Origin of the sequence: Pseudomonas sp. M5 (genome assembly GCF_016907075.1) — a bacterium.
Classification (GTDB): Bacteria; Pseudomonadota; Gammaproteobacteria; order Pseudomonadales; family Pseudomonadaceae; genus Aquipseudomonas; species Aquipseudomonas putida_E.
This window is the reverse complement of record NZ_JAFBBH010000001.1, coordinates 1993490-2019521: the sequence shown is the minus strand read 5'-3', so window position 1 is coordinate 2019521 and position 26032 is coordinate 1993490. Positions and strand designations below refer to the sequence as shown.

Below are 26032 nucleotides of genomic sequence, written 5' to 3'. Positions count from 1 at the left end.
TTCGGCGGCAACGCCAATGGTGGGTAAGACTATGCAAGGCAATTTCTCGGCAGACCAGGCAGCCACACTGCGCGAGCGGTTCACGCTGGTATTGATGACGCACAACCGGCCGGCGTTCCTGCAGCGCACGCTGCAGTATTACAGCGGCTATCGGTGCTCGATCCTCGTGCTGGATTCCTCGGGCGAATCGGCCGAGGTGATGGCCGCGCAGTACCCCGGCGTCGAGTACCTGCACCTGCCACAGTTTTCCTACCAGGGCTTCCAGGCCAAGCTGGCCTATGGCGTGGGCCGGGTGAACACGCCGTTCATGGCCTTCGCCGCTGATGACGATTTCCTGCTGTACGACGGGCTGAACCAGTCGCTGGACTTCCTTGAGGCCAACCCCGATTACGGCCTGTGCCATGGCTACTGTCTGAACTACCTGGCCGAAGCCACCCAGGTGAAGTACTACCGGCGTAACAAGAAGGTCCGTGAGGACTACAACGCTCCGCGCGCTGAACAGCGCCTGCTGGACTACATGGGTGAGTTCATCCCGCCCTTCTTCGCTGTCACCCGCACTGCATTGCTGCGCCAGTGGTTTGAGCTGCTGCCCGAGGGCACGAGCTTCGAGTGGCAGGAGATCGGCCACGCGTACTTCCTGCTGACCAACGCCAAAGCGCGGATCCTGCCAATCCCCTACGCGGTACGTGAAACCAACTACGGTGTCTCCGAGCATCAGACCGAGGTCATTCATGTGCTGGCCTTCACCGACGCCAAGTCGGTGGCCGAGCGCGAACAGTTTGCCGACTTCCTTGCCGGCCTGCCGACCGCCATCGAGGGGCTGGACCACGAGGCGCGGCGCCAGCTGGCCCTGGACAGCTTTGCAGTCACTGCCGAGGGGCTGTTCAAAGGCCGGGCGATGACCCTGGAGCTGATCTGGGAGTCAAGCTGGACCGACCCGCTGAACCCGCCGGTGCGTACCTTCCAGCCGTCCCAGTACGTGGAAATGCCGTTCTACAACCAGGCATTCTTCGATCAGCTTACGGCACTGGAGTTTCTGATCCATGCCATGCCGGCCGGGCGCCTGCAGTTGCAGCAACTGGAGCCGCTGCTATTGCGCCAGGAACAGCTGCTGCTGGCACAGCCCAGCGACACTTCGGGCACCGTACGTACCCGCTTGTGGGAGGCACTGCAGTGCAACGCGTTCAACCGTGAGGTGGTGCGGCACCTGGCCGGACACCTGCGTGACAGTGATGAGACCGAGGAGAGCGAGGCGCTGTTCGCTTGGCTGGCACGGCTTGAAGGCGTATTGAAGCAAAGCGGTCGCGAACTGCTTGGGAGCATGCATTCGGGTCGCCTGCTCGACTGGCTGGAGGCGCGCAAGCCGGACACCGCCGCGCTAGCGGCGGTCAACGAGCACCTGGCGCTGCATCAGGGTGGTCCGCAGTTCGGCATCCTGCTGTTGGACCTGGACAACAACATGGCCAAGCTCCAGGACACGTTCGACAGCCTGCTGGGCGGCCTGAGCAAGGCGTTCCGGATCATGGTCTTCACCACAGGCGAGCCGCCTGTGGCCACCTCGCTGCAGAACACCCTGCATTTCATCAAGGTCAGCCGCGAAGACTACGTCGAGCGGATCAACCAGATCGCCCGGCAGACGGCCTGCGAATGGCTGTTGCTGGCTGATGCGGGTGACCGTTTCACCGCCACCGGTCTTTTGCGCGCCAGCCTCGAGCTGCTGAACGCTCCCGATTGCCGAGCGGTCGCGGTAGACGAGATCCAGCAACAGGCCGATGGTGCCTGGCGAGAGCTGCTGCGCCCGGGAGTAAACCTGGACCTGCTGCAGGCCAATCCCGCGCTGATGGCACGCCATTGGCTGCTGCGTCGGGAGGTGCTGGTGGAGGCGGGTGGCTTCGATAAGGACTTTGCCGAGGCGTTGGAGTTCGACCTGCTGCTGCGCCTGATCGAGCAGGGCGGCCTCAACGGGCTGGCCCATCTCGACGAGCCGATGCTGATCACCCCGGCACCGCAGGCCAAGGACAGCGAGCATGCCCGCCAGGCCTTGATGCGACACTTGGCCGGCCGTGGCTACAAGGCCCAGGTCAGTACGCCGCTGCCTGGCACCTTGCGTATCGACTACAGGCATGTCGAGCGGCCGCTGGTGAGCATCGTGCTGCGCAGCGAGGACAATCTGGACGAACTGCAGCGCTGCCTGAAGAGCATCCTGCAGCGCACTCGCTATGCGCGCTACGAGGTACTGATCGCCGACAACGCCAGTCAGTCACCGCAGTTGCTCGAATGGCTGGCGCAGCAGCAAGTTGGCAAGGTGCGCGTGCTGCAAAGTGCCGAGCGCCTGAGCGCGGCAGCGCTATGCAACGCTGCCAGTGCCGAGGCTAAGGGGCAATACCTGATATTGCTGGCGGCGGACGCCGAAGTGGTCAATGCCAACTGGATCGAAGCGTTGCTCAACCAGGCGCAGCGTCCGGAAGTAGGCGTGGTCGGTGCCAAGCTGCTCGATACTGACGGCAAGCTTGCCCAGGCGGGCTTGCTGCTGGACGCCGAAGGCGCAGTTGCGCCAGCTTTTGCCGGTGAGGCCGCAAATGCCATGGGTTACCTGAATCGGCTGGCGGTCGAGCAGAACTGCCCAGCGGTCTCGGCGAGCTGCCTGATGGTCCGTAGCGAAGTCTTCCGTGCTCTGGAGGGGCTCGACGAAACCACGTTCGCCCATGCCCATGGTGATGTCGACCTGTGCCTGAAAGCAGCCGCGGCCGGCCTGCTGACAGTCTGGACGCCACAGGTGCAGGTGATTCACCCCGGCGTGGTCGCCGAGGACGAGGCGGCGCTGGCGGCATTGCGCGCCAAATGGTCGGCGCAGTGGCAAGGTACAGTCCAAAGCCAGGTGCTTGCCCCCGGCAAGGCGGCGCTGGACTGGGCCGGGCTGATCGCCTGACGCAGCACTGGCCTGCATCTTGCTTCGAGCTGGTTCATTGGGGGGCGCGAGTCAGAAATCTGTACGCTGTGCGCCCTGCCTTACAGTGCAATCGGGCGCCTTCGTCAGCTGACGGCGCCGCCCCTAGGAACCAGGTATGTTCGACGACAAGTCCATTTTCATCTCCGGGGGGACCGGGTCGTTCGGGCGCCGCTTCATCGAGCGGTTGCTTGAGCGCTACCGCCCGCGGCGCGTCGTGGTGTTCTCCCGCGACGAGTTGAAACAGTATGAGATGCAGCAGCGTTTCAACGCGCCGTGCATGCGCTATTTCCTGGGCGATGTCCGTGATGCCGAGCGCGTGCGCCAGGCCATGCGCGGTATCGACTATGTGGTTCATGCCGCCGCGCTCAAGCATGTGCCCGCGGCCGAATACAACCCCACCGAATGCATCCGCACCAACGTCAATGGTGCCGAAAACATCATCGCCGCGGCGATCGAGAATGGCGTGCAGAAGGTCGTCGCACTGTCCACCGACAAGGCGGCCAGCCCGATCAACCTGTATGGTGCGACCAAGCTGCTGTCCGACAAGCTGTTCGTGGCCGCCAACAATTTTGCCGGCCAACAGGACACCCGCTTTGCGGTTGTGCGCTATGGCAATGTGGCGGGCTCCCGGGGCTCGGTGGTGCCATTCTTCAAGCGCCTGATCGAGGAGGGTGCCCACGAGCTCCCCGTCACTGACCCGCGGATGACGCGCTTCTGGATCACCCTCGACCATGGCGTACAGTTCGTGCTCGACAGCTTTGCCCGCATGCACGGGGGGGAAGTGTTCGTGCCCAAGATCCCATCCATTCGCATCGTCGACCTGGCGCGCGGCATGGCCGGGCACTTGCCGCAGAACGTGGTCGGCATCCGCCCGGGGGAAAAGCTGCACGAACTGATGATCCCGCTGGACGATGCGCGGATGACCCTTGAGTTTGGTGATCATTTCACCATCGTTCCGTCGATCCGCTTCAACCATACGGATGTGGATTTTGCGATCGATTGCGTGGGTGAAACCGGGCGCTGGGTTGCCGAGGACTTCGAGTACCGTTCCGATACCAATCCCGCCTTCCTCACCGTGGACCAGCTGGCAGACCTGCACGCAGGCTTGCCAGCATGATCCCCTATGCTCGGCAGAGCATCGATCAGGCGGATATCGCCGCGGTCGTAGAGGTGCTGCAGTCCGACTGGCTGACTCAGGGGCCACTGATCGAGCACTTCGAGCAGGCTATGGCCCAGCGTTGTGGCGCAACGCACGCGGTAGCTGTGTGCAACGCCACTGCGGGGCTGCACCTTGCCTGCCTCGCCGCTGGCCTGGGGAGCGGGGACTGGCTATGGACCAGCCCCATCAGTTTTGTCGCATCAGCCAACTGTGGGCGCTACTGCGGCGCCGGTGTCGATTTCGTCGATATCGACCCGCACACCTGGACTATCGACGCCCAGGCACTTGCGTTGAAACTCGAGCAGGCCGCCCGGGAGGGGCGCCTGCCCAAGGTAGTAGTCGCCGTGGCCTTTGCCGGGCAAAGCGCCGACATGCGTTCGATCGCGGTGCTGGCCCGGCAGTATGGCTTTACCCTTATCGAGGACGCTGCCCACGCGGTCGGCGCACGTTACGCGGGCAAGCCGGTCGGCTGTGGCGAATATGCCGACATGACGGTGTTCAGCTTTCACCCGGTAAAGATCATCACCACGGCCGAGGGCGGCATGGTGCTTACCGCGCGTGACGATCTGGCCGTGCGTTTGCGCAGGCTGCGCAGTCACGGGATCAGCCGTGACCCGGGCCAAATGACCGAAGAAAGCCATGGTGCCTGGTACTACCAGCAACTTGAACTGGGCTTCAACTATCGCATCACCGACCTGCAAGCTGCCCTGGGGCTGTCTCAACTGACCCGGCTGGATGCGTTCCTTGCCCGTCGCCGTGAGTTGGCGGCTCGCTATCAGCGCTTGCTGGCGCACCTGCCCGTGAGCGTCCAGGCACCTCAGCAGGATGCCGAGTCCGCCTGGCATCTGTTCGTGGTGCGCCTTGAGTGTGATCGTATCCCGCGTTCACACCGGGAGATTTTCGATGGGATGCGGGCTGCAGGAGTTGGGGTCAACCTTCATTACATTCCCATTCACCTGCAACCCTATTACCGCGACCTGGGCTTCAAACAGGGTGATTTTCCGCAGGCCGAAAGTTACTACGCACAAGCCCTGAGCCTGCCAATGTACCCGCAGCTGACTGACGCTCAGCAGGATCAAGTGATCGCCAGCCTGTGCGGGTTGCTGAAGTTGCCGGTGGGCTGCGTGAATGCCTGAGCGAATGGAAACCAACGTCGCGATCATCCCGGCCCGTGGAGGCAGCAAACGGATCCCTGGCAAGAACCTCAAGATGTTCGCCGGGCTGCCGATCATTGCCCACTCGATCCAAGTGGCACTGGCCAGTGGCTTGTTCGAACAGGTGGTGGTCAGCACCGACGACCCTGAAATAGAGGCGGTGGCACGGGAATACGGTGCGCAGGTGCCGTTCCGTCGGCCGGCGCACCTGGCTGACGATCATGCCACCACCCAGGCTGTGGTCAGCCACGCCCTGCAGGCACTGGCCAGCCAGGGCCATGTCCTGACCCATGCCTGTTGCATCTACGCCACTGCGCCTTTCGTGCAGCAGCGTTACTTGCAGCAGGGGTTGGCGTTGTTGCGGCAACACCCTGAGCGCTCTTTCGCCTTTTCGGTGAGCAGCTTCGGTTTCCCGGTACAGCGGGCGCTGTCGCTCGACGATCAGGGTGCGCTTGTGCCTCTGTACCCACAGTATCGTGAGACCCGGTCTCAGGACCTTGCACCGGCCTATCAGGATGCTGGCCAGTTTTACTGGGGGCGGGTGCAGGCCTGGTTGCAGAACGAGGCCCTTCATTCCGAGCGGAGTTTGCCAGTGATCATCCCCCGGCATCTGGTTCAGGACATCGACAGCGAGGAAGACTGGTTGCGCGCGCAGTACCTGTACGCAGCGCTCAAAGCTGGCGGGGAGCTGGCGCCATGAAGGTGCTGGTACGTGCTGATGCATCTTCATCGATTGGCGTCGGCCACACGGCGCGCTGCCTGACGCTGGGCAAAGCCCTCCGAGAGCTCGGTGCGCAGGTGAGCTTTGCCTGTTGCCTGCTTGACGGTCATCGCCGGGCCGCCATCGAGCAGGAGGGTTTCAAGGTCTTTGCATGGCCGCAGCGCGAGGAAAAACCGGGCATCGAACCCTGGGCCGCGGATATCGCGGCGCTGCGTGATGTGCTGCCGGCACAGGCCCGATTCGACTGGCTAATCGTCGATCATTACGCCTTGGACGCCCGCTGGGAGCAGGCAGCCCGGGCGTTCGCCCGGCGCATCGCGGTCATCGATGACCTGGCTGATCGTGATCATGCCGCCGACCTGCTGCTGGATCAGAATTTCAGTGCCAGCGAGGCGCTCTACGCGCCGCGGCTGGCAACGGAGTGCCGGCGCTTGCTGGGGCCACGCTATGCGCTGGTGGGGCCGGCGTTTCAGGGGGCGGCGATATCGCCGCCCCTGCAGGCACGAAGGGTGCTGGTGAGTTTCGGTGGCTTCGATGTGGCTGGCATGCTGCCCAAGACCTTGCAGGCGCTGTCCGGGCTGGAAGGGTTGCAGGTCACCTGCATCGCTGGGCTCGGGCATCGGCAGGGTGAGCTGCTGGCCCAGTTGTGCGACGCGCGGGCGGGTTGGGAGCTGCATGACTATGTCGACGATCTGCCAATGCGGATGGTTGCGGCAGACTTGTTCATCGGCGCCGGCGGCGGTACTACCTGGGAGCGCGCCGCGCTGGGCTTGCCGAGCCTGTGCGTGAGCGTGGCAGACAACCAGCGGGCCAATGCCCAGGCCATGGCTCGGGCGGGCATGCACCTTTACCTGGGTGAGGCTGGGCAGGTCCAGGTGCCTGCGCTGCGCCAGGCGATTGCCTTGTTGCTGAGCAATCAGGCCCTGCGCCAGAGCTTCGCCGAGCGCAGTCGGGCACTGGTCGATGGCCTGGGGGCGCAGCGGGTGGCGGTGGCCTTGCAGGGGGAAGGGCTTGCGCTACGCCCGGCTCGCAGTGAAGACGCGCGGCTTTTGTTCGACGGGCGCAACGCGCCCGAGGTACGTCGCCGTTCGCAGCAGGCGCGGGAGCTGGACTGGGCGGGGCATCTGGCCTGGCTGGCTGCTACGCTGGCTGATCGGCAGCGTTTGCTGCTGATCGCCGAGGCAGCCGGCGGGCCGGTGGGCTGTGTGCGCTACGACCGCTTGCCCGGGCAGCGGGCGAAGGTGTCGTTGTATCTCTTTGCGGGGCGTTGCGGGCTGGGTTGGGGCAGAGCGTTGCTCGCCCGTGGCGAGGCCTGCGTGCGTGAGTTCTGGCCGGACCTGCGTGCGATCGAGGCCCAGGTGCTGCCCGACAATCAGGCGTCATTGCAATTATTCGCGGGTGCCGGCTTCGCTCAGTCGCCGTGCTCGTTCGAGCGGGTATTCCAGGAGTAGCCCATGAACAGATTCAACATCGGGCACCGCTGTGTCGGCCCGGACCAGCCACCGCTGGTGATCGCGGAGATGAGTGGCAATCACAACCAGTCGCTGGCACGCGCACTGGAGATCGTCGAAGCGGCCGCCGCCGCCGGCGCCCATGCGCTGAAGCTGCAGACCTACACTGCCGACACCATGACCCTGGACCTGGCGCATGGTGAGTTTTTCATCGCCGACCCGAACAGCCTCTGGTCTGGCTCATCGCTGTATGCGCTGTATGAAAAGGCCCATACCCCTTGGGAGTGGCACCCAGCGATCTTCGAGCGCGCTCGTGAGCTGGGCATGCTGGTGTTCTCCACGCCGTTCGACGAAACGTCGGTGGATTTCCTCGAAAGCCTGGATGTGCCGGCCTACAAGATCGCCAGCTTCGAGAACACCGATCTGCCGCTGATACGCAAAGTGGCGGCCACTGGTAAACCTATGATCATTTCCACCGGCATGGCCAGCCTCGCGGAACTCGAACGTACCGTGCGGGTGGCGCGCGAAGGAGGGTGTCGCGACCTGGTGCTGCTCAAGTGCACCAGTACCTACCCGGCCAGCCCGCAGAACAGCAACGTACTGACCATCCCGCACATGCGCGAGCTCTTCGGTTGTCAGGTCGGGCTGTCGGATCACTCCATGGGGGTTGGGGTTGCCGTGGCGGCAGTGGCCCTGGGGGCGACGGTGGTGGAAAAGCACTTCACGCTTGACCGTGCCGATGGCGGCGTGGATGCGGCATTTTCCCTGGAACCCCAGGAAATGGCAGCGCTGGTGCTGGAAACCGAGCGTGCCTGGCATTCGCTGGGGCGGGTGCACTATGGCGCGACCCAGGCCGAGGAGGCCTCGCGGCGTTTCCGCCGCTCGCTGTATGTAGTGCGTGACATGGCTGCTGGCGAGGTCTTCGACCGTAGCAACGTGCGCGCCATCCGCCCAGGTTTGGGGCTGGCGCCAGGCCATCTCGATGCGGTGCTTGGCCGCAAGGCCAGGCAACCACTCAAGCGCGGTACGCCCCTGGACTGGCAACTGCTCGACTGAAAGTTGGCTCCAGCCGGGGCCAGGTTTGCCCTGCATGGCAAACTCGCAAGCGCTATGACGACGTGACGCGGCCAGGCAAAATATGCGATTGTCTTGAAATATTCGTGACCTATCGGTCAGAGCGGGCATCTCCTTCTGTAACCGTTAATGGGGCAGGTGTGCAATTGCCGCCTGCCACCCTGCCTGTCGCCACTCCACCTGGGCGGCAGATCCCGTTCTTCAGGCGCCGCTCGAGTCATCCGGGCGGTGGTATTGAGCTGTTATTTATTGGGAAGCCATGATGATCGGCATTAAAAGCATCGCGAGCTATGTGCCCGCTTCCGGCCTGGACAACTATGTACAAGGCGCGAAATTCGGCAAGGACGAAGAGTTCATGTTCGGCAAGATCGGCGCAAGCTTCCTGCCGCGCAAGGACGATGAGCAGGAGACTTCCGATCTGTGTGTCGAAGCGGTCAACAACCTGTTCGCCGCTAACCCGCAACTCAAGCGCGAGGCGATCGATGCGCTGATCGTCGTCACCCAGAACGGTGACGAGGAAGGCTTGCCTCACACCGCTGCCATCGTCCAGCACAAACTCGGTCTGCCGACCCATGTCGCGGCCTTCGACATTTCCCTGGGCTGCTCCGGCTACGTCTATGGCATTTACGCGCTCAAAGGCTTCATGGAAGCCGCAGGCCTGAAGAATGGCCTGCTGGTGACGGCCGATCCGTACTCCAAGATCGTCAACACAGAAGACCGCAATACCACCATGTTGTTCGGCGACGCGGCCACTGCCACCTGGATGGGTGAGGGCGCTACCTGGCAACTGGGCAAGGCGAAGTTCGGTACCGACGGTGCTGGTGCGCCGCACCTGAAGGTGACTGATGGCGAGTTCTTCATGAACGGTCGTCAGGTCTTCAACTTCGCTCTGATCAAGGTGCCGGCGCATCTGCATGAGCTGCTGCGCGAGTCAGGGCTGGAAAACAAGGATATCGACGCCTTCTGCATCCATCAGGGCAGTGCGGCGATCGTCGATGCCGTGGCACGACGCTTCGAGGAAGACCCGGAAAAGTCCCAGGCCGACAAGTTCATCAAGGACATGCTGGAGACCGGTAATACCGTGTCATCGAGCGTTCCGCTGCTGTTGCAGAAGCACATGTTCGACAGTGCCTGGAAGCGCGTGGCCATTAGCGGCTTCGGTGTCGGCCTGTCGTGGGGCTCGGCGGTTCTCTACAAGGCTGAATAAGCGCTGCCAGTCGGGTACTCTTCGGTGTTTCGCAGGTAAGGGAAGCTCAACCCATGAGCGAGTTTTTCCAGCGTAACGCTGAAGTGCTGCAGGCCCGCTGGCCGGCACTGTACGAGCGCCTGCAAGGCGAGGCGTGTAGTGCGCTCGAGGTCGAGCTGGTGGAGGGGCTGGGGTCTACCCTGAGCGTGTGTGGCATCCAGCTCACAAGTCGTCACGATCGTCTTGCCGAGGCGCGCCTGCAGGCCGCGAGCCTGCCTGAAGACAGTTCCACTCTTCATCTCTATGGCAGTGGGCTGGGTGACTTGCAGCGCGTGCTGCTGGAGCGGCCTGGGCTCGTGCGGTTGCAGGTGTACCTGCTCAATGGCGCATTGTTCCAGCTGGTGCTGCAACTGCTGGATCAGTCCGACTGGCTTGCCGACCCGCGCGTCGAACTGGCCTATGCCGGCGACAGCGCGGAAATCGCCTTGCCGTTCTTCGCCTTGCCTTCCGAACGCGTGCTGGCCGATGACTTCAATGCGAAGGTGCGCGACCGTCTGATCAGCGAGGCCCACCTGGCAGACAGCAATCGCGCTTTCGATGTGGCCGACCCGCGCTTGCAGAAGCTGCTCGAAGACAGTTTGCCGTTGTTGCGCCACGACCCTGATGTGGCCGCGCTGTTCGGTAGCCAGGCCGGGCGTGACTGCTATGTGATTGCCACCGGGCCAACCTTGGCCGGGCACCTGTCTGCATTGGCAAGGGTGCGCGCTCAGGCCGAGCGGCCACTGTTCATCTGCGTCGACACCGCTTATATCCCCCTGCTGCGCGCCGGAATCCAGCCTGACATCGTGGTCAGTGTCGACCATAAGATCCGCCTCCATCACTTGCCGCCGCAAGACTCGGCTGCGACCACCCTGGTCTACATGCCGATGCTGGACGTCGAGCTGCTCGGTAATTGGCGTGGGCCACGCTACACAGCCTATTCCGGCAGTGCGCTGTATGCACAGGTGCGCCAAGCCATACCGCGCGCCGAGTTGTTCGTTGGGGGAAGCGTGATTCACCCTGCTACGGACCTGGCTGTGAAGATGGGGGCCGTGCGCATTACGTTTTTCGGCGCTGATTTCGCCTTCCCGGGTGGTCGCACCCACACAGGCTGGGACGATGGCGTACTCGGCCCGGCGATTGCGGCGGCGCAGCACTGGGTGCTGGATGGCCATGGCCAGCGGGCACGTACCCAGCTTAACTTCCGCAGTTACCTGATCGAGCTTGAGCGGTTCATTGCGCGCCATCCCCAGGTGCGGTTCCACAACACCAGTCGTGCCGGCGCGCACATCGCCGGCACCACTTTCGATCCGGAGTTCTGTTCATGAATGCTGCCGATCAAGGGCGCGCGGCGCGCGAATGCGCCACGCTGTTACGCCTTGGGCGGGATGTGGAGGCGGCGTTGCGTATGGTCGAGCTGTTCGATGAGGTATTGCCGCAGGTCGATCCAAAAGCGGGGGCGGTGGTCATGCAGGCCATGCTCGATGCCCAGCAGCGCCAGGACTGGCTGGCGCTGGCCGATTACCTCGAATATGAGCTGCTGCATCTGATCGAGCAGGCGGCCTCGCGCTGAAGTGTGAGCTGTATCACACTTCGTGGTTGGCGAAAGCATCGCGGGGAACGGCTGTAAAGCCCGGTTTGCAAGGGGGTGGCGTGGTGATGGCATTTTTTTTTGGAAAAGCCCTAAAGCAACTTGCAAACCCGACGATAACCATTACGAAGGTTCTCTAGGCCACACCCGGCGGACGCCAGGGCCGGAAGCCGCAGTATCCATCCAACGAGGAATTCGTCATGGCTTTAACCGTAAACACCAACACCACTTCGCTGGGCGTGCAGAAGAACCTGAACAAAGCTTCCGACGCGCTGAGCACTTCGATGACTCGCCTGTCTTCCGGCCTGCGTATCAACAGCGCTAAAGACGATGCTGCTGGTCAGCAGATCGCCAACAAGCTGCAGACCATGGTTACCGGTACCACCGTTGCCATCAAGAACGCCAACGACGGTAACTCGATCACCCAGACCGCCGAAGGCGCGCTGTCGGAAATCACCAACATCCTGCAGCGTATGCGTGAACTGGCTCTGCAGGCACGTAACGACTCCAACGGCACCACTGAACGCGCTGCTCTGAACAAAGAATTCGCGGCCAAGTCCGACGAGATCACTCGTATCGCGACCTCCACCACCTTCGGTACCAGCAAGCAACTGCTGAACGGCACCGCTGGCACCATGGAGTTCCAGGTTGGCGCGATGACTGGTACCAGCCAGATCCTGAGCGTTTCGATGACTTCCTCGTTCGCTGCTTCGACCCTGGCTGTCGGCACTGGCACCCTGGCGATCTCGGGTACTTCCGACTCCGCCGTTCACACCTCCGTCGACGCCGCCATTACCGCGATCGACGCTGCTCTGCAGACCGTTGACACCAAGAAGTCGGACCTGGGTGCTATCCAGAACCGCTTCCAGTCGACCATCAACAACCTGCAAAGCATGAACGAAAACTCGGCTGCCGCCATGGGCCGAGTTCAGGACACCGACTTCGCCGCAGAAACCGCTCAGCTGACCAAGCAGCAGACCCTGCAGCAAGCTTCGACCTCTGTTCTGGCTCAGGCTAACCAGCTGCCATCCGCCGTACTGAAACTGCTTCAGTAATAGCGCGATGAAGTTCGGCGAGGGAGTGCTCATGCGCTCTCTCGCTTTTTACTTTTTAAAGGTGATGTGCGATGGACATAAGCGTCAAGTCAAGCCCGTCGTATCCGGTGTCGTCGCTGGTTGGCAACACCGAGCACAATACAGCTGCTGACAAGGTTTCAGGTCAGCTGCGCAAGACACTGCAGCAAGACGCTCCCAAGAGCGAGGCCGAGTTACAATCGGCCGTCAAGGAAATTCAAGATTTTGTCCAGTCGTTGCAGCGCAACCTGGAGTTTTCGGTGGATGATTCCACCGGCAGGTGGATCGTCAAGGTCGTTGCCCGCGATAGCGGTGAGGTGATCCGTCAGATCCCGTCGGAAACAGCGCTGGAGCTGGCCCGAAGCCTGCAAGATGTCAATAGTTTGCTCTTCGATGAGAAAGTCTGACAGCCGGCCGGTCATTTGAATTGTTGCACCGGCGCTGATCAGGCAACTCTGCGTTTGGGCGTTAACCAGAAAGGAGGATGTAATGGCAAGTCCAATTCTACCGAGTTTGGGGCTGGGTTCCGGTCTCGATACCTCGGCCATTGTGAAGGCCCTGGTTGATGCCGAAAAGACTCCCAAGCAGAGCCAGCTCGACCGCCGCACGTCGGCGAACACCGCATCGATTTCGGCGGTGGGTAGCCTCAAAAGTGCGTTGACCGCCTACAAGACGGCGCTGGAGAAGCTTAACGACAGTGCCAACCCTGCGTTTCTCGGGTCGACGGCAGCCTCCTCCAACGACAAATACGTCAAGGCCACGGCAGGCAGTGCGGCAGTCAACGGCAGCTATTCGATCCAGGTTACCCAGCTGGCCACGGCGTCGCGCGTAGCCAGTCAGCGTTTCACCGACAGCAGCTCGGTTGTTTCCGCCAGTGGTGGCACGTTGACCATCACCCAGAATAGCGTCGACTTCGATGTGACCATTCCGGCCAACGCTACGCTGCAGCAGGCGCGTGATGCGATCAACGCCCAGGCGAGCGGCAAGGGCTTCACCGCCAACATCGTTAACGACGGTACCGGTTCGCGGTTGGTGTTGAGCTCCGAAACCATGGGCGAAGGTTCGGACATCTCTACTTCGGGGATCGCTGACCTGACCATCGACCCGGCAACGCAGATGGCCGATGCGGGCGGTGCTGGCCGTATCGGCGAACTCGCAAAAGATGCAGAGTTCGATATCGATGGCATGAAGCTCACCAGCAAATCGAACAAGGTCGATAACGCGATCAGTGGCATGACGTTCGAACTGCTGTCCAAGACCGAAACGCTCAGCCCGGTCAGCGTCACCGTGGCTGCCAACACTGAGGGCCTGAAAAAGTCGGTGCAGTCGTTCGTCGATGCCTATAACGCGTTGGTGAATACGATAAACAGTGTGAGTGTGTCGACCAAGGCGGCAGACGGCAGCTGGAACACTCCGGCTCTGTCGGGTGACCCGGCAGTGCGCAGCATGCTGTCGGCCATGCGTAATGAACTGGTGGTCTCCGGTACCGGTGGTTCGGGGCAATTGACGGTACTTTCGCAGTTGGGGATCAATACCGCTCAGAGTAGCGGCCTGCTGGAGTTCGACAGCACCAAGTTCACCAAGGCGATCAATGATCAGAAGCTTGGTGGCGAGGTGCAGAACCTGTTCAATGGTGACGGCGGCCTGCTCGATCGCATGGTCAAGACCATGGAGCCGTTCTCTGCGTCCGGTGGTGTGCTGGATGAGCGCAACAAGTCGCTTGAGGTTGCCAAGAAAAGCCTGAGCATGGAGCAGAGCTCTCTGGATGCCCGCATCAAGGACCTGGAAGCGTCGCTGACCAAGAAGTACAACACCATGGACACCCTGGTTGGGCAGCTCAATGCTCAGCGCGACAGCGTCGTTTCCATTTTTGAAGCAATGGCAGCGCAACAGAAGAACTCCTGATCTGCCTGAGGCTTCATGGCAAGGTCGCGGCGTCACACTGTATGGCGCCGCGCGCGTGTTACGATGTAGGCACGGTAAACAAACGCCAAAAGCCCGACGAAGCGTGACGCTTGGTCGGGCTTTTTTGTATTCTCCCTAAAGTTTTTTGACGCCGCGCCGATAGCCCGGTCATACAGCAACCCCGTGGTGACGAGGTACCCCATGAATCCAATGTTAGCCCTTCGGCAGTACCAGAAGATTGGCGCCCAGGCGCAGACCTCTGAAGCGAGCCCGCATCGTTTGGTGCAAATGCTGATGGAGGGTGGCCTGGACCGCATTGCCCAGGCCAGTGGCGCGATGCAGCGCAAGGACATCGCCGGCAAGGGCATCGCGATAGGCAAGGCTATTGGCATCATTGGCGGCCTGCGCGAAGGTCTGGACCGTGACAACATGACTGACGAGCTCAATCGTCTCGACAGCCTCTACCTGTACATGACTCGTCGTCTAAGTGAGGCCAATATCCAGAACGATCCGGCGATCCTGGACGAGGTCAGGGACTTGCTGAGCACTGTCAAGGAAGGCTGGGACGCGATCGGCCCACAGTCGATGGTCCCCTGAGCCGGGAGGTTTTATGAGCAAGGTGATCGAGGGTATCGAGCGGACTCGCAGCGAGTTGCTTGCCGCATTGGCCAGCCGTGACTGGGATGCGGTAGGTGAGCTTGACCTGAAGTGCCGTCTTTGTGTCGAGGACGTTCTGGCTGAGGCGCTCAGCAATGAAGACGCGGTACGCTCGAGCCTTGAGGGCCTGCTAGCGGTCTACGGGAAGTTAATTGAAGTTGCAAGCGGTGAGCGTCAATCGATAGTCGACGAGATGGTGCAAATCCGTCAGGCGAAAAACGCCGCTAAGGTATACCATCTGTTCACTTGACCACAGATGTCCTAAAAGCCATGCGCCATTAATTTGACTGCATGCTTTTTTTTGACTTTACTAGTGGCTGTTTTCGAATTTCAGACGTCCGAACACTGACCATTCAGTCTGAATGATGTCGAGCACGCCCTCGGGCGCCGATATGACTAGGGAAGTTGCTATTGCATGTGGCGTGAAACCAAGATTCTCCTGATCGATGACGACAGCGCCCGCCGCCGCGATCTGGCGGTGGTTCTGAACTTCCTCGGCGAAGAAAACCTGCCCTGCTCCAGCCTGGATTGGCAGCAGGTGGTGGGGGCATTGTCTTCCAGCCGTGAAGTGCTCTGCGTGCTCATCGGAACCGTGAATGCTCCAGGCAATGTGCTTGGGTTGCTTAAGACAGTGGCCGGGTGGGATGAGTTCCTTCCGGTATTGCTGATCGGCGAAATTTCTTCTGCGGATTTCCCCGAAGAGCTTCGCCGTCGCGTGCTGGCCAACCTTGAGATGCCGCCCAGCTACAGCCAGCTGCTCGACTCCCTGCACCGTGCCCAGGTCTATCGCGAGATGTACGACCAGGCCCGTGAGCGTGGCCGTCAGCGCGAGCCCAACCTGTTCCGCAGCCTGGTGGGCACCAGCCGCGCCATCCAGCATGTTCGGCAGATGATGCAGCAGGTCGCCGATACCGACGCCAGCGTGCTCATTCTTGGTGAGTCCGGTACTGGCAAGGAGGTGGTCGCGCGCAACCTGCATTACCACTCCAAACGCCGCGAAGCGCCGTTCGTGCCGGTCAATTGCGGGGCGATCCCGGCCGAGTTGCTGGAAAGCGAACTGTTCGGCCACGAGAAGGGGGCTTTCACCGGCGCCATCACCAGCCGTGCCGGGCGCTTCGAGCTGGCCAATGGCGGTACTCTGTTCCTTGACGAGATCGGCGACATGCCGCTGCCGATGCAGGTCAAGCTGCTGCGTGTGCTGCAGGAACGTACCTTCGAGCGCGTGGGCAGCAACAAGACCCAAAGCATCGATGTGCGCATCATCGCCGCGACCCACAAGAACCTTGAGACCATGATCGAGGGTGGGACCTTCCGCGAAGACCTGTACTACCGCCTCAACGTGTTCCCGATCGAGATGGCGCCGTTGCGTGAGCGTGTGGAAGACATTCCGCTGCTGATGAACGAGCTGATCTCGCGTATGGAGCATGAGAAGCGCGGCTCGATCCGCTTCAACTCTGCTTCGATCATGTCGCTGTGCCGGCATGGCTGGCCTGGCAACGTGCGCGAGCTGGCCAACCTGGTCGAACGCATGGCGATCATGCACCCGTACGGGGTGATTGGTGTGTCGGAGCTGCCGAAGAAATTCCGCTACATCGACGATGAAGACGAGCAGTTGGTCGACAGCCTGCGCAGCGACCTCGAAGAGCGCGTGGCGATCAACGGCCACGCGCCGAGCTTTGCCAACCATGCCATGCTGCCGCCTGAGGGCCTGGACCTGAAGGATTACCTGGGCAGCCTGGAGCAGGGGCTGATCCAGCAGGCGCTGGACGACGCCAACGGTATCGTGGCGCGGGCGGCTGAACGTTTGCGTATTCGGCGTACCACCTTGGTGGAGAAGATGCGCAAGTACGGCATGAGCCGCCAGGGCGGTGAGGAGCAGGCTGAAGATTGACTTCGCCTGTACCGCCACAATCGCCGGCAAGCCCACATGGATTTGCGCCGGCTTTAAGAAATTTTGCTTGCACAGGTAAAGCGCAAACCTGAAGAGCAGCGCGGTCGTGGTGGGAGCCGGCTTGCCGGCGATAGGGCCCGAGCAGGCAGCACAAACCCCCAGCCCCGGCACGGCTATTGCTACACCGCTGGCACCACACCGTTTTTATGACGGTCAGCCACGCGAGAGAGCACGATGCCCCAGGCCGCCCATGTTTCCCGAGCCCCTGATCCGCAGGGGCCTACCCCCGTCGAACAGGAGAGTCGACAGGGGCTTGAGCAGGCGTTCGCCCTGTTCGACCAGGTCTCCACCCAGCTCAACCAGTCCTACAGCATGCTCGAGGCCCGCGTCAGCGAACTCAAAGGCGAGTTGGCGGTGGTCGGCGCCCAGCGCATGGCCGAGCTGAACGAGAAAGAGCGCCTGGCCAATCGCTTGCAGAACCTGCTGGCCCTGCTGCCCGGCGGGGTGATCGTCATCGATGACCAGGGCCTGGTGCGCGAAGCCAATCCGGCGGCCTGTGAACTGTTGGGTGAACCCTTGCTCGGCCAGTTGTGGCGCCAGGTGATCGCCCGCAGCTTCGCCCCGCGCAAGGATGACGGGCATGAGGTGTCACTGCGCGATGGCCGTCGCCTGTCCATTGCCACGCGTTCGCTGGATGCCGAGCCAGGCCAGTTGGTGCTGCTCAACGACCTGACCGAAACTCGTCGTCTGCAAGACCAGTTGGCACGCCATGAGCGCCTGTCTTCGCTGGGGCGCATGGTCGCTTCGCTGGCCCATCAGATACGTACGCCGCTGTCGGCGGCCATGCTCTATGCCAGCCACCTGGCGCAAGACGAGCGTGAGCTTGCGCCACAGACCCGCCGGCGTTTCGCCGGCAGCCTCAAGGAACGTCTGCACGAATTGGAGCACCAGGTGCGCGACATGCTGGTGTTCGCCCGCGGCGAGCTGCCACTGGGTGACCGGTTGAGCCCAAAGGGCCTGTTCCAGTCCTTGCAGCAGGCTGCCCAGCCTCATGTCCAGGGCCATGCCGTGCGTTGGCAGTGCGACAGCCACCTGGGTGAGTTGCTGTGCAATCGCGACACCCTGGTCGGTGCCATGCTCAACCTGATCGAGAATGCCCTGCAGGCAAGCGTTGGCGCTGCGCGGCTCAAAGTGCACCTGTATCGGCGCGCGCACACCCTGCACCTGTGCGTCAGCGATGCCGGCAGCGGCATCGATGCCGACCTGTTGGGTCGGCTGGGTGAGCCGTTCCTGACCACCAAAGCTACCGGCACCGGGCTCGGCTTGGCGGTGGTCATGGCCGTGGTGCGGGCGCACCACGGCAAGTTGCAGCTGCGCTCCAGGGTAGGGCGTGGCACCTGCGTCAGGGTGGAGTTGCCGTTGATCGGCGGGCAGCCTGCGGAGGTCGCATGATGCTCATCAAGGTGCTGCTGGTCGAGGATGACCGCGCGTTGCGCCAGGCGCTTGGCGATACCCTGGAGATCGGCGGTTTTGCCTATCGTGCTGTCGGCAGCGCGGAAGAAGCGCTGGAGGCGGTGCAGAGCGACGCGTACAGCCTGGTCATTAGTGACGTGAACATGCCGGGGATGGATGGGCATCAGTTGCTGGCGCACCTGCGTCGCCAGCACCCGCAATTGCCGGTGCTGCTGATGACCGCTCACGCTGCCGTGGAGCGCGCTGTCGAGGCGATGCGCCAGGGCGCTGTGGATTACCTGGTCAAACCCTTCGAGCCCAAGGCGCTGCTGAGCCTGGTCGAGCGCCATGCCGCCGGGCGCCTGAGTGCGGTCGAGGACGAAGGGCCGGTGGCCAGCGAGCCTGCCAGCCGCCAATTGCTGGAGCTTGCTGCACGTGTGGCCCGCAGCGATTCGACCGTACTCATCTCGGGTGAGTCGGGCACCGGCAAGGAAGTGCTTGCGCGGTACATTCACCAACAGTCGCCGCGTGCAGCGCAGCCATTTGTCGCGATCAACTGCGCGGCCATCCCGGACAACATGCTCGAGGCGACCTTGTTCGGTCACGAGAAAGGAGCCTTCACCGGCGCCATTGCGGCGCAGGCCGGCAAATTCGAGCAGGCCGAGGGTGGCACCTTGCTGCTCGACGAGATTTCCGAAATGCCTCTGGGCCTGCAGGCCAAGCTGTTGCGTGTCTTGCAGGAACGTGAGGTCGAGCGGGTAGGGGGGCGCAAGCCGATTGCCCTGGACATCCGCGTGCTGGCAACCAGCAATCGCGACATGGCCGGTGAAGTGGCGGCCGGGCGGTTCCGCGAAGACCTGTTCTATCGCCTGTCGGTGTTCCCGTTGGCCTGGCAGCCGCTGCGTGAGCGTGCCGGTGACATCCTGCCGCTGGCCGAGCGCTTGCTGGCGCGGCATGTGGCGAAGATGAAGCATGCGCCGGTGCGCCTGTCTGCTGCGGCGCAGGCCTGCCTGCAGGCCCATGCCTGGCCAGGCAATGTGCGTGAGCTGGACAACGCCTTGCAGCGGGCGCTGATCCTGCAGCAGGGCGGGGTGATCGAGGCGGCGGATTTTTGTCTGGCCGGCGCCATTCCCTTGTCGGCGGTTGCACCAGCCGCGGCGTTGCCCGTGGCGGTCGAGCCGGCAGGTGAGGCCGGTGGCCTGGGCGATGACATGCGCCGCCATGAGTTCCAGATGATCATCGACACCTTGCGCGCCGAGCGCGGTCGCCGCAAGGAGGCTGCCGAGCGGCTTGGCATCAGCCCGCGTACCCTGCGCTACAAGCTGGCACAAATGCGCGATGCCGGGCTCGACGTGGAAGCCAGCCTGTACGGGTGAGCTACACGCTACAAGCAAGCGCAAGAGCACCGCAGCCTGGCTTGAAGCTTGAAGCTTTCAAAGGCTGGCACTGTTGTTGCTTAGAGAGGCTATCCGCCGCATGAGTGTCAAAAAAATGCGGCCGCCGGAGAGAGAAGTTCATGAGCCAAGGTGTTGAATTCAATCGTCTGATGCTGGACATGCGTGCCATGCAGGCCGATGCCATGTCGCTGCCAAAAGCCACTGCTGCCCCCGAATTGGCAGAAGGCCAGAGCAGCTTCGCTGACATGCTCGGCCAGGCCATCGGCAAAGTGCACCAGACCCAGCAGGCGTCGACCCAGCTCGCCAATGCTTTCGAGATCGGCAAGAGTGGTGTCGATCTGACCGACGTGATGATCGCCTCGCAGAAAGCCAGCGTTTCCATGCAAGCGCTGACCCAGGTACGCAACAAGCTGGTCCAGGCGTACCAGGACATCATGCAGATGCCGGTTTGAGGACGGAAGTAAGTCATGGCTGAAGCAGTCGTCGATAACGCCCCCGCCAAAAGTGGCCCGCCAGCGTCCAAACCGCCGCTGTTCGGCATGGCGTTTCTGGAAAACATCTCGCAGATGCCCATGCTGCGTCAGGTCGGCCTGCTGGTCGGGTTGGCGGCGAGCGTGGCGATCGGCTTCGCCGTGGTGCTGTGGTCGCAACAGCCGGACTACCGCCCGCTGTATGGCAGCCTGGCGGGCATGGACACCAAGCAGGTCATGGATACCCTGGCCGCTGCAGACATCCCCTACAATGTCGAGCCCAATTCCGGTGCTCTGCTGGTCAAGGCCGACGACCTCTCCCGTGCGCGCCTGAAACTGGCAGCCGCCGGCGTTGCGCCAAGCGACGGCAATGTTGGCTTCGAACTGCTCGACAAAGAGCAGGGCCTGGGTACCAGCCAGTTCATGGAAGCTACCCGTTACCGTCGCAGCCTGGAAGGCGAGTTGGCCCGTACGGTCTCCAGCCTGAACAACGTCAAGGCGGCGCGCGTGCACCTGGCGATCCCGAAAAGCTCGGTGTTCGTGCGCGATGAGCGCAAGCCAAGCGCCTCGGTCCTGGTCGAACTGTACCCGGGCCGTTCGCTGGAAGCCGGCCAGGTGATGGCGATCGTCAACCTGGTCGCCACCAGCGTGCCCGAGCTGGACAAGTCGCAGGTCACCGTGGTCGACCAGAAGGGCAACCTGCTCTCCGACCAGTTGCAGGACACGGCGTTGACCATGGCTGGCAAGCAGTTCGACTACAGCCGCCGCATGGAAGGCATGCTCACCCAGCGTGTGCACAACATCCTGCAACCCGTCTTGGGCAACGACCGTTACAAGGCCGAGGTGTCTGCCGACCTTGACTTCAGCGCAGTGGAGTCCACTTCCGAGCAGTTCAACCCGGACCAGCCGGCGCTGCGCAGCGAGCAGTCGGTCAACGAGCAGCGCGCCAGCAGTTCGGGGCCGCAAGGTGTGCCGGGCGCGCTGAGCAACCAGCCGCCGGCAGGTGCCGCAGCGCCTGAAAACGCCACCGCCGCAGCCCCTGCTGCCGGTGCCATCCAGCCTGGCCAGCCGCTGGTGGATGCCAATGGCCAGCAGATCATGGACCCGGCCACCGGCCAGCCAATGCTCGCGCCATACCCGGCCGACAAGCGTCTGCAGACCACCAAGAACTTCGAACTGGACCGCTCGATCAGCCACACCCGCCAGCAGCAGGGTCGCCTGACCCGTCTGTCGGTGGCGGTAGTGGTCGATGACCAGGTCAAGGTCGACGCCGCCGGCGAGACCACCCGTGCGCCGTGGGGCGCCGAAGACCTGGCGCGCTTCACCCGCCTGGTACAGGACGCCGTTGGCTTCGATGCCAGCCGTGGCGACAGCGTGACGGTGATCAACGTGCCGTTCGCCGCCGACCGGGGCGAAGAAATCGCCGACATCGCGTTTTACCAGCAGCCTTGGTTCTGGGACATCGTCAAGCAGGTGATGGGCGTGGTGTTCATCCTGGTACTGGTGTTCGGCGTGCTGCGCCCGGTACTCAACAACATCACTGGCGGCGGCAAGCAGGCTGCTGCAACGGACAGCGACATGGAGCTGGGCGGCATGATCGGTCTGGATGGCGAACTGGCCAACGACCGCGTCAGCCTGGGTGGCCCGACAAGCATTCTGTTGCCAAGCCCGAGCGAGGGTTACGAGGCACAGCTCAACGCAATCAAAGGCCTGGTGGCCGAAGACCCGGGCCGTGTCGCCCAGGTCGTGAAAGAGTGGATCAACGCCGATGAGTGATAACCGAGCCGTTACCGCCAAGCTGAGCCGCACCGACAAGGCGGCAATCCTTTTGCTCTCGCTGGGTGAGACCGATGCCGCCCAGGTACTGCGGCACATGGGCCCCAAAGAAGTGCAGCGGGTCGGTGTGGCCATGGCTCAGATGGGCAACGTGCACCGCGAGCAGGTCCAGCAGGTGATGAGCGAGTTCGTCGAGATCGTCGGCGACCAGACCAGCCTGGGCGTAGGTTCCGACGGTTATATCCGCAAGATGCTCAACCAGGCCCTGGGCGAGGACAAGGCCAACGGCCTGATCGACCGCATCCTGCTGGGCGGCAACACCAGCGGCCTGGACAGCCTCAAGTGGATGGAGCCACGGGCGGTGGCGGATGTGATCCGCTTCGAGCACCCGCAGATTCAGGCCATCGTGGTCGCCTACCTCGACCCCGATCAGGCTGGCGAAGTGCTGAGCAACTTCGACCACAAGGTGCGCCTGGACATCATCCTGCGCGTGTCGTCGCTCAACACCGTTCAGCCTGCCGCGCTCAAGGAACTGAACCAGATTCTCGAGAAGCAGTTCTCGGGGAACTCCAATGCCGCACGCACCACCCTGGGTGGCATCAAGCGCGCCGCCGACATCATGAACTTCCTCGACAGCTCTGTGGAAGGTGCGCTGATGGACTCGATCCGCGAGGTCGACAACGACCTGTCGGAGCAGATCGAAGACCTGATGTTCGTCTTCAACAACCTGGCCGATGTCGACGACCGCGGCATCCAGGCGCTGCTGCGCGAAGTGTCCTCCGATGTGCTGGTGGTGTCGCTCAAAGGTGCCGACGAGCGCGTCAAGGACAAGATTTTCAAGAACATGTCCAAGCGTGCTTCGGAACTGCTGCGCGACGACCTCGAGGCCAAGGGCCCGGTGCGCGTCAGCGACGTGGAAACGGCGCAGAAGGAAATCCTCACCATTGCCCGACGCATGGCCGAGGCCGGCGAGATCGTGCTCGGCGGCAAGGGCGCCGAGGAAATGATTTAAGCGGCAAGCCACAAGCTGCAAGCTACAAGGGAAAGCCAGACGCTGCACAGCCTGCTTCTTCTTGCAGCTTGCAGCTAACAGCTTGCAGCTCATCCCGCTTTCAACACCAGGCATGCCAATGTCCAGCAAAGAAACTCACCCCAGCGACCTGATTCGTGCACGTGACCTGGAAGGCGTCGATGTGTGGGCACTGCCCAGCTTCGACCCTGAGCCGGAACCGGAGCCGGAACCGGAACCCGAAATCATCGAGGAAGAGGTCGAGGAAGTGCCGCTGGAGGAAGTCCAGCCACTGACGCTTGAAGAGCTCGAAGCGATCCGGCAGGAGGCCTACAACGAAGGTTTCGCCACCGGCGAGCGCGAGGGTTTTCACAGCACCCAGTTGAAGGTGCGACAGGAGGCTGAGGAGGCGCTCAATGCCCGGCTGGCTGACCTGGAACAACTGATGGCACACCTGCTCGAGCCTATCGCCGAACAGGACACACAGATCGAGAAGACCCTCGTTCACCTTGTGGCGCACATGGCGCGCCAGGTGATCGGTCGCGAACTGCATAGCGACTCCAGTCAGATCACCCAAGTACTGCGTGAAGCGTTGAAGCTGCTGCCCATGGGGGCGGACAATATCCGCATTCACCTCAATCCCCAGGATTTCGAGCTGGCCAAGGCCCTGCGCGAACGCCACGAGGAGAGCTGGAAGCTGCTTGAGGATGATGCCCTGTTGCCAGGGGGTTGTCGCATCGAGACTGCGCACAGTCGCATTGACGCGACCATGGAAACCCGTATCGAAAAGGCCGTGGCCCAGCTGTTCGACCAGTTGCACGACCAGTCCCTGCACCCGGCGGCGCCGGATGTATCGATCGAGTTGGGCGCCAACGATGCGCCTTGACCGCACCAGCTTCGGCAAACGCCTGGGTGGCTACGCCGAGACGATCAAGCTGCCCGTGCAGCCGGTGGTCGAAGGCCGCCTGCTGCGCATGGTCGGCCTTACCCTGGAGGCCGAGGGGCTGCGCGCCGCAGTGGGCGCACGCTGCCTGGTGATCAATGACGACTCGTACCACCCGGTGCAGGTCGAAGCCGAAGTCATGGGCTTTGCTGGCAGCAAGATCTTCCTCATGCCGGTCGGCAGCATCGCCGGTATCGCGCCCGGGGCGCGGGTGGTGCCACTGGACGACAGCGGCCGTTTGCCCATGGGCATGAGTATGCTCGGCCGGGTGCTCGATGGCGCCGGTCGCGCCCTGGACGGCAAGGGCGGGATGAAGGCCGAGGATTGGGTGCCGATGGACGGCCCGATCATCAACCCGCTCAACCGCGACCCTATCAGCCAGCCACTGGACGTGGGCATTCGCAGCATCAACGGCCTGCTCACCGTCGGCCGGGGCCAGCGCCTGGGCCTGTTCGCCGGTACCGGTGTCGGTAAGTCGGTGTTGCTCGGCATGATGACTCGCTTCACCGAAGCCGAAATCATCGTGGTTGGCCTGATTGGCGAGCGGGGCCGCGAGGTGAAGGAGTTCATCGAGCATATTCTGGGTGAAGAGGGGCTCAAGCGATCGGTGGTGGTCGCATCCCCGGCCGACGACGCGCCGTTGATGCGTTTGCGCGCGGCCATGTATTGCACGCGCATTGCCGAGTACTTCCGCGACAAAGGCAAGAACGTCCTGTTGCTGATGGATTCGCTGACCCGTTTTGCCCAGGCCCAGCGTGAAATTGCCTTGGCAATCGGCGAGCCGCCCGCTACCCGTGGTTATCCGCCATCAGTGTTCGCCAAGCTCCCCAAGCTGGTGGAGCGCGCCGGTAACGGTGAGCCGGGTGGTGGCTCGATCACGGCCTTCTATACCGTATTGTCCGAAGGTGACGACCAGCAGGATCCGATTGCCGACTCGGCGCGGGGCGTGCTCGATGGCCACTTCGTCTTGTCCCGGCGGCTGGCCGAGGAAGGCCACTACCCTGCTATCGACATCGAAGCCTCGATCAGCCGGGTGATGCCCCAGGTGGTCGATGCCAATCATCTGCGCCAGGCGCAAAAATTCAAGCAGCTGTGGTCGCGCCTGTCGCAAAGCCGCGACCTGATCAGTGTCGGCGCTTATGTGGCAGGCGGCGATCCTGAAACCGACCTGGCCATTGCCCTGCAGCCAAAACTGGTGGACTTCCTGCGCCAAGGGCTGGACGAAAATGTCGGCATGGACCAGAGCCGACAGCAGTTGGGGGCGATCTTCACGCCTCCGGCGAACGGTTGATAGGCCATGAGTACGCCTAGCCGTGCCGCGCGCCTGGCGCCAGTGGTGCAGATGGCCGAGGAGGCCGAACGCAAGGCAGCCCAGCGGCTGGGGCACTTTCAGCAGTTGGTGGCTCAGGCCCAGGCCAAGCTGGCTGAGCTCGAGTCGTTTCGTGAGGGTTACCAGGCGCAATGGATCGACCGCGGTGGCCAAGGCGTCAATGGCAGCTGGCTGGTCAACTACCAGCGCTTTCTGGGGCAGCTTGAAGCGGCCATGACCCAGCAGCGCCAAAGCCTGACATGGCACCAGAACAACCTGAAGAACGCCAGGGGCACCTGGCAGCAAGCCTATGCCCGGGTAGAGGGCCTGCGCAAACTGGTGCAGCGTTACCTGGAAGAGGCGCGGCGCGCCGAGGACAAACGCGAGCAGCGCTTGCTGGATGAATTGTCACAGCGGTTGCCAAGGCAAGGCCACATCTAGCTTGCAGCTTGCAGCTCTGCCCCCCGCCTGCTAAACCTTGAATTGTTGCATTCGCCATCATCGAAGGAATCGCTAGCATGGCAGTCGAGACTGATTTTTCGCAGGACGAGAAAAAGCTGACGATCAAGATCAAAGGCCGCTTCGATTTCGGTAAGCATCAGGAGTTTCGCGATGCCTACGAGCGCCAGCCCAAGCGCCCGGACTCGGTGGTGGTCGACCTCAAAGACACCACTTACCTGGACAGCTCCGCCCTCGGCATGTTGCTGCTGCTGCGTGATCACGCCGGTGGCGATGAATCGGACGTGCGCGTGGTGCATGCCAGTTCAGATGTGCGCAAGATCCTTGCCATCTCCAATTTCGACAAACTGTTCGCTATCAGTTGAG

General features: G+C 62.5%; 24 protein-coding genes. All 24 read left to right on the top strand.

The genetic code is table 11. From position 1 onward, the window contains the following. Positions 1-31 precede the first annotated feature (31 nt). The 24 genes from JOE27_RS09100 to JOE27_RS08985 all read left to right on the top strand — a co-directional run bounded on the left by JOE27_RS09100 (position 32) and on the right by JOE27_RS08985 (position 26031). Positions 32-2929: a TIGR00180 family glycosyltransferase gene (locus tag JOE27_RS09100; RefSeq protein WP_204918576.1), complete on the top strand. Its 2898-nt coding sequence runs from the start codon at positions 32-34 to the stop codon at positions 2927-2929. Between the two features lie 136 nt (positions 2930-3065). After that, positions 3066-4067 carry a UDP-N-acetylglucosamine 4,6-dehydratase (inverting) gene (pseB, locus tag JOE27_RS09095; protein WP_119687550.1) on the top strand — a complete coding sequence of 334 codons (1002 nt, stop codon included), beginning with the start codon at positions 3066-3068 and terminating at the stop codon, positions 4065-4067. Continuing rightward, positions 4064-5245: a UDP-4-amino-4,6-dideoxy-N-acetyl-beta-L-altrosamine transaminase gene (pseC, locus tag JOE27_RS09090; RefSeq protein ID WP_204918574.1), complete on the top strand. Its 1182-nt coding sequence runs from the start codon at positions 4064-4066 to the stop codon at positions 5243-5245. The genes pseB and pseC overlap by 4 nt, the downstream gene beginning before the upstream one ends. Beyond that, a complete protein-coding gene (gene pseF / locus JOE27_RS09085) occupies positions 5238-5963 on the top strand; it encodes a pseudaminic acid cytidylyltransferase (RefSeq protein ID WP_119687548.1) in 726 nt (241 codons plus the stop codon). Before pseC ends, pseF begins: the two co-directional genes overlap by 8 nt. Then, positions 5960-7435, top strand: coding sequence for a UDP-2,4-diacetamido-2,4,6-trideoxy-beta-L-altropyranose hydrolase (pseG, locus tag JOE27_RS09080; protein WP_204918572.1), 1476 nt, complete (start codon positions 5960-5962; stop codon positions 7433-7435). The genes pseF and pseG overlap by 4 nt, the downstream gene beginning before the upstream one ends. 3 nt (positions 7436-7438) lie before the next feature. Continuing rightward, a complete protein-coding gene (gene pseI / locus JOE27_RS09075) occupies positions 7439-8491 on the top strand; it encodes a pseudaminic acid synthase (RefSeq protein ID WP_204918569.1) in 1053 nt (350 codons plus the stop codon). A gap of 280 nt (positions 8492-8771) precedes the next feature. Next, positions 8772-9716 carry a ketoacyl-ACP synthase III gene (locus JOE27_RS09070; RefSeq protein ID WP_119689077.1) on the top strand — a complete coding sequence of 315 codons (945 nt, stop codon included), beginning with the start codon at positions 8772-8774 and terminating at the stop codon, positions 9714-9716. Positions 9717-9769: 53 nt separating this feature from the next. Beyond that, positions 9770-11062 (top strand): 6-hydroxymethylpterin diphosphokinase MptE-like protein, encoded by a 1293-nt coding sequence (locus JOE27_RS09065; RefSeq protein ID WP_125924740.1) that lies wholly within the window; start codon positions 9770-9772, stop codon positions 11060-11062. Continuing rightward, complete coding sequence (locus JOE27_RS09060; protein WP_125924739.1) at positions 11059-11307, top strand: hypothetical protein; 249 nt, start codon at positions 11059-11061, stop codon at positions 11305-11307. Before JOE27_RS09065 ends, JOE27_RS09060 begins: the two co-directional genes overlap by 4 nt. Before the next feature lie 218 nt (positions 11308-11525). Then, positions 11526-12380 carry a flagellin domain-containing protein gene (locus tag JOE27_RS09055; RefSeq protein ID WP_012315533.1) on the top strand — a complete coding sequence of 285 codons (855 nt, stop codon included), beginning with the start codon at positions 11526-11528 and terminating at the stop codon, positions 12378-12380. A gap of 71 nt (positions 12381-12451) precedes the next feature. After that, on the top strand, positions 12452-12805 hold the full coding sequence (locus JOE27_RS09050; protein WP_119687544.1) for a flagellar protein FlaG: 354 nt from the start codon (positions 12452-12454) through the stop codon (positions 12803-12805). A gap of 82 nt (positions 12806-12887) precedes the next feature. Beyond that, positions 12888-14303: a flagellar filament capping protein FliD gene (gene fliD, locus JOE27_RS09045; protein ID WP_119687543.1), complete on the top strand. Its 1416-nt coding sequence runs from the start codon at positions 12888-12890 to the stop codon at positions 14301-14303. A gap of 201 nt (positions 14304-14504) precedes the next feature. Next, on the top strand, positions 14505-14900 hold the full coding sequence (gene fliS, locus JOE27_RS09040; protein ID WP_039603508.1) for a flagellar export chaperone FliS: 396 nt from the start codon (positions 14505-14507) through the stop codon (positions 14898-14900). 13 nt (positions 14901-14913) lie between these two features. Next, positions 14914-15210, top strand: coding sequence for a flagellar protein FliT (locus tag JOE27_RS09035; protein ID WP_119687542.1), 297 nt, complete (start codon positions 14914-14916; stop codon positions 15208-15210). A 165-nt stretch (positions 15211-15375) separates the two neighbouring features. Then, entirely contained in the window at positions 15376-16851 is a 1476-nt protein-coding gene (fleQ, locus tag JOE27_RS09030) for a transcriptional regulator FleQ (protein WP_115274180.1), read from the top strand. 234 nt (positions 16852-17085) lie between these two features. Continuing rightward, the gene (locus JOE27_RS09025) at positions 17086-18303 is read left to right on the top strand and encodes an ATP-binding protein (protein WP_204918567.1); all 1218 of its coding nucleotides are present in this window, start codon (positions 17086-17088) and stop codon (positions 18301-18303) included. After that, positions 18303-19679, top strand: coding sequence for a sigma-54 dependent transcriptional regulator (locus JOE27_RS09020; RefSeq protein WP_196998245.1), 1377 nt, complete (start codon positions 18303-18305; stop codon positions 19677-19679). Before JOE27_RS09025 ends, JOE27_RS09020 begins: the two co-directional genes overlap by 1 nt. A gap of 140 nt (positions 19680-19819) precedes the next feature. After that, a complete protein-coding gene (gene fliE, locus JOE27_RS09015; protein WP_012315525.1) occupies positions 19820-20152 on the top strand; it encodes a flagellar hook-basal body complex protein FliE in 333 nt (110 codons plus the stop codon). A gap of 15 nt (positions 20153-20167) precedes the next feature. Further along, complete coding sequence (gene fliF, locus JOE27_RS09010; RefSeq protein WP_115274182.1) at positions 20168-21946, top strand: flagellar basal-body MS-ring/collar protein FliF; 1779 nt, start codon at positions 20168-20170, stop codon at positions 21944-21946. Continuing rightward, complete coding sequence (gene fliG, locus JOE27_RS09005; protein ID WP_012315523.1) at positions 21939-22958, top strand: flagellar motor switch protein FliG; 1020 nt, start codon at positions 21939-21941, stop codon at positions 22956-22958. The genes fliF and fliG overlap by 8 nt, the downstream gene beginning before the upstream one ends. A 118-nt stretch (positions 22959-23076) precedes the next feature. After that, positions 23077-23841 (top strand): flagellar assembly protein FliH, encoded by a 765-nt coding sequence (fliH, locus tag JOE27_RS09000; RefSeq protein ID WP_119687541.1) that lies wholly within the window; start codon positions 23077-23079, stop codon positions 23839-23841. Beyond that, positions 23831-25189, top strand: coding sequence for a flagellar protein export ATPase FliI (gene fliI, locus JOE27_RS08995; RefSeq protein WP_046785353.1), 1359 nt, complete (start codon positions 23831-23833; stop codon positions 25187-25189). The genes fliH and fliI overlap by 11 nt, the downstream gene beginning before the upstream one ends. A gap of 6 nt (positions 25190-25195) precedes the next feature. Beyond that, positions 25196-25648, top strand: a complete 453-nt coding sequence (gene fliJ, locus JOE27_RS08990) for a flagellar export protein FliJ (protein WP_115274184.1) — start codon at positions 25196-25198, stop codon at positions 25646-25648. A 77-nt stretch (positions 25649-25725) separates the two neighbouring features. Next, complete coding sequence (locus JOE27_RS08985; RefSeq protein WP_012315519.1) at positions 25726-26031, top strand: STAS domain-containing protein; 306 nt, start codon at positions 25726-25728, stop codon at positions 26029-26031. Position 26032: the final 1 nt, after the last annotated feature.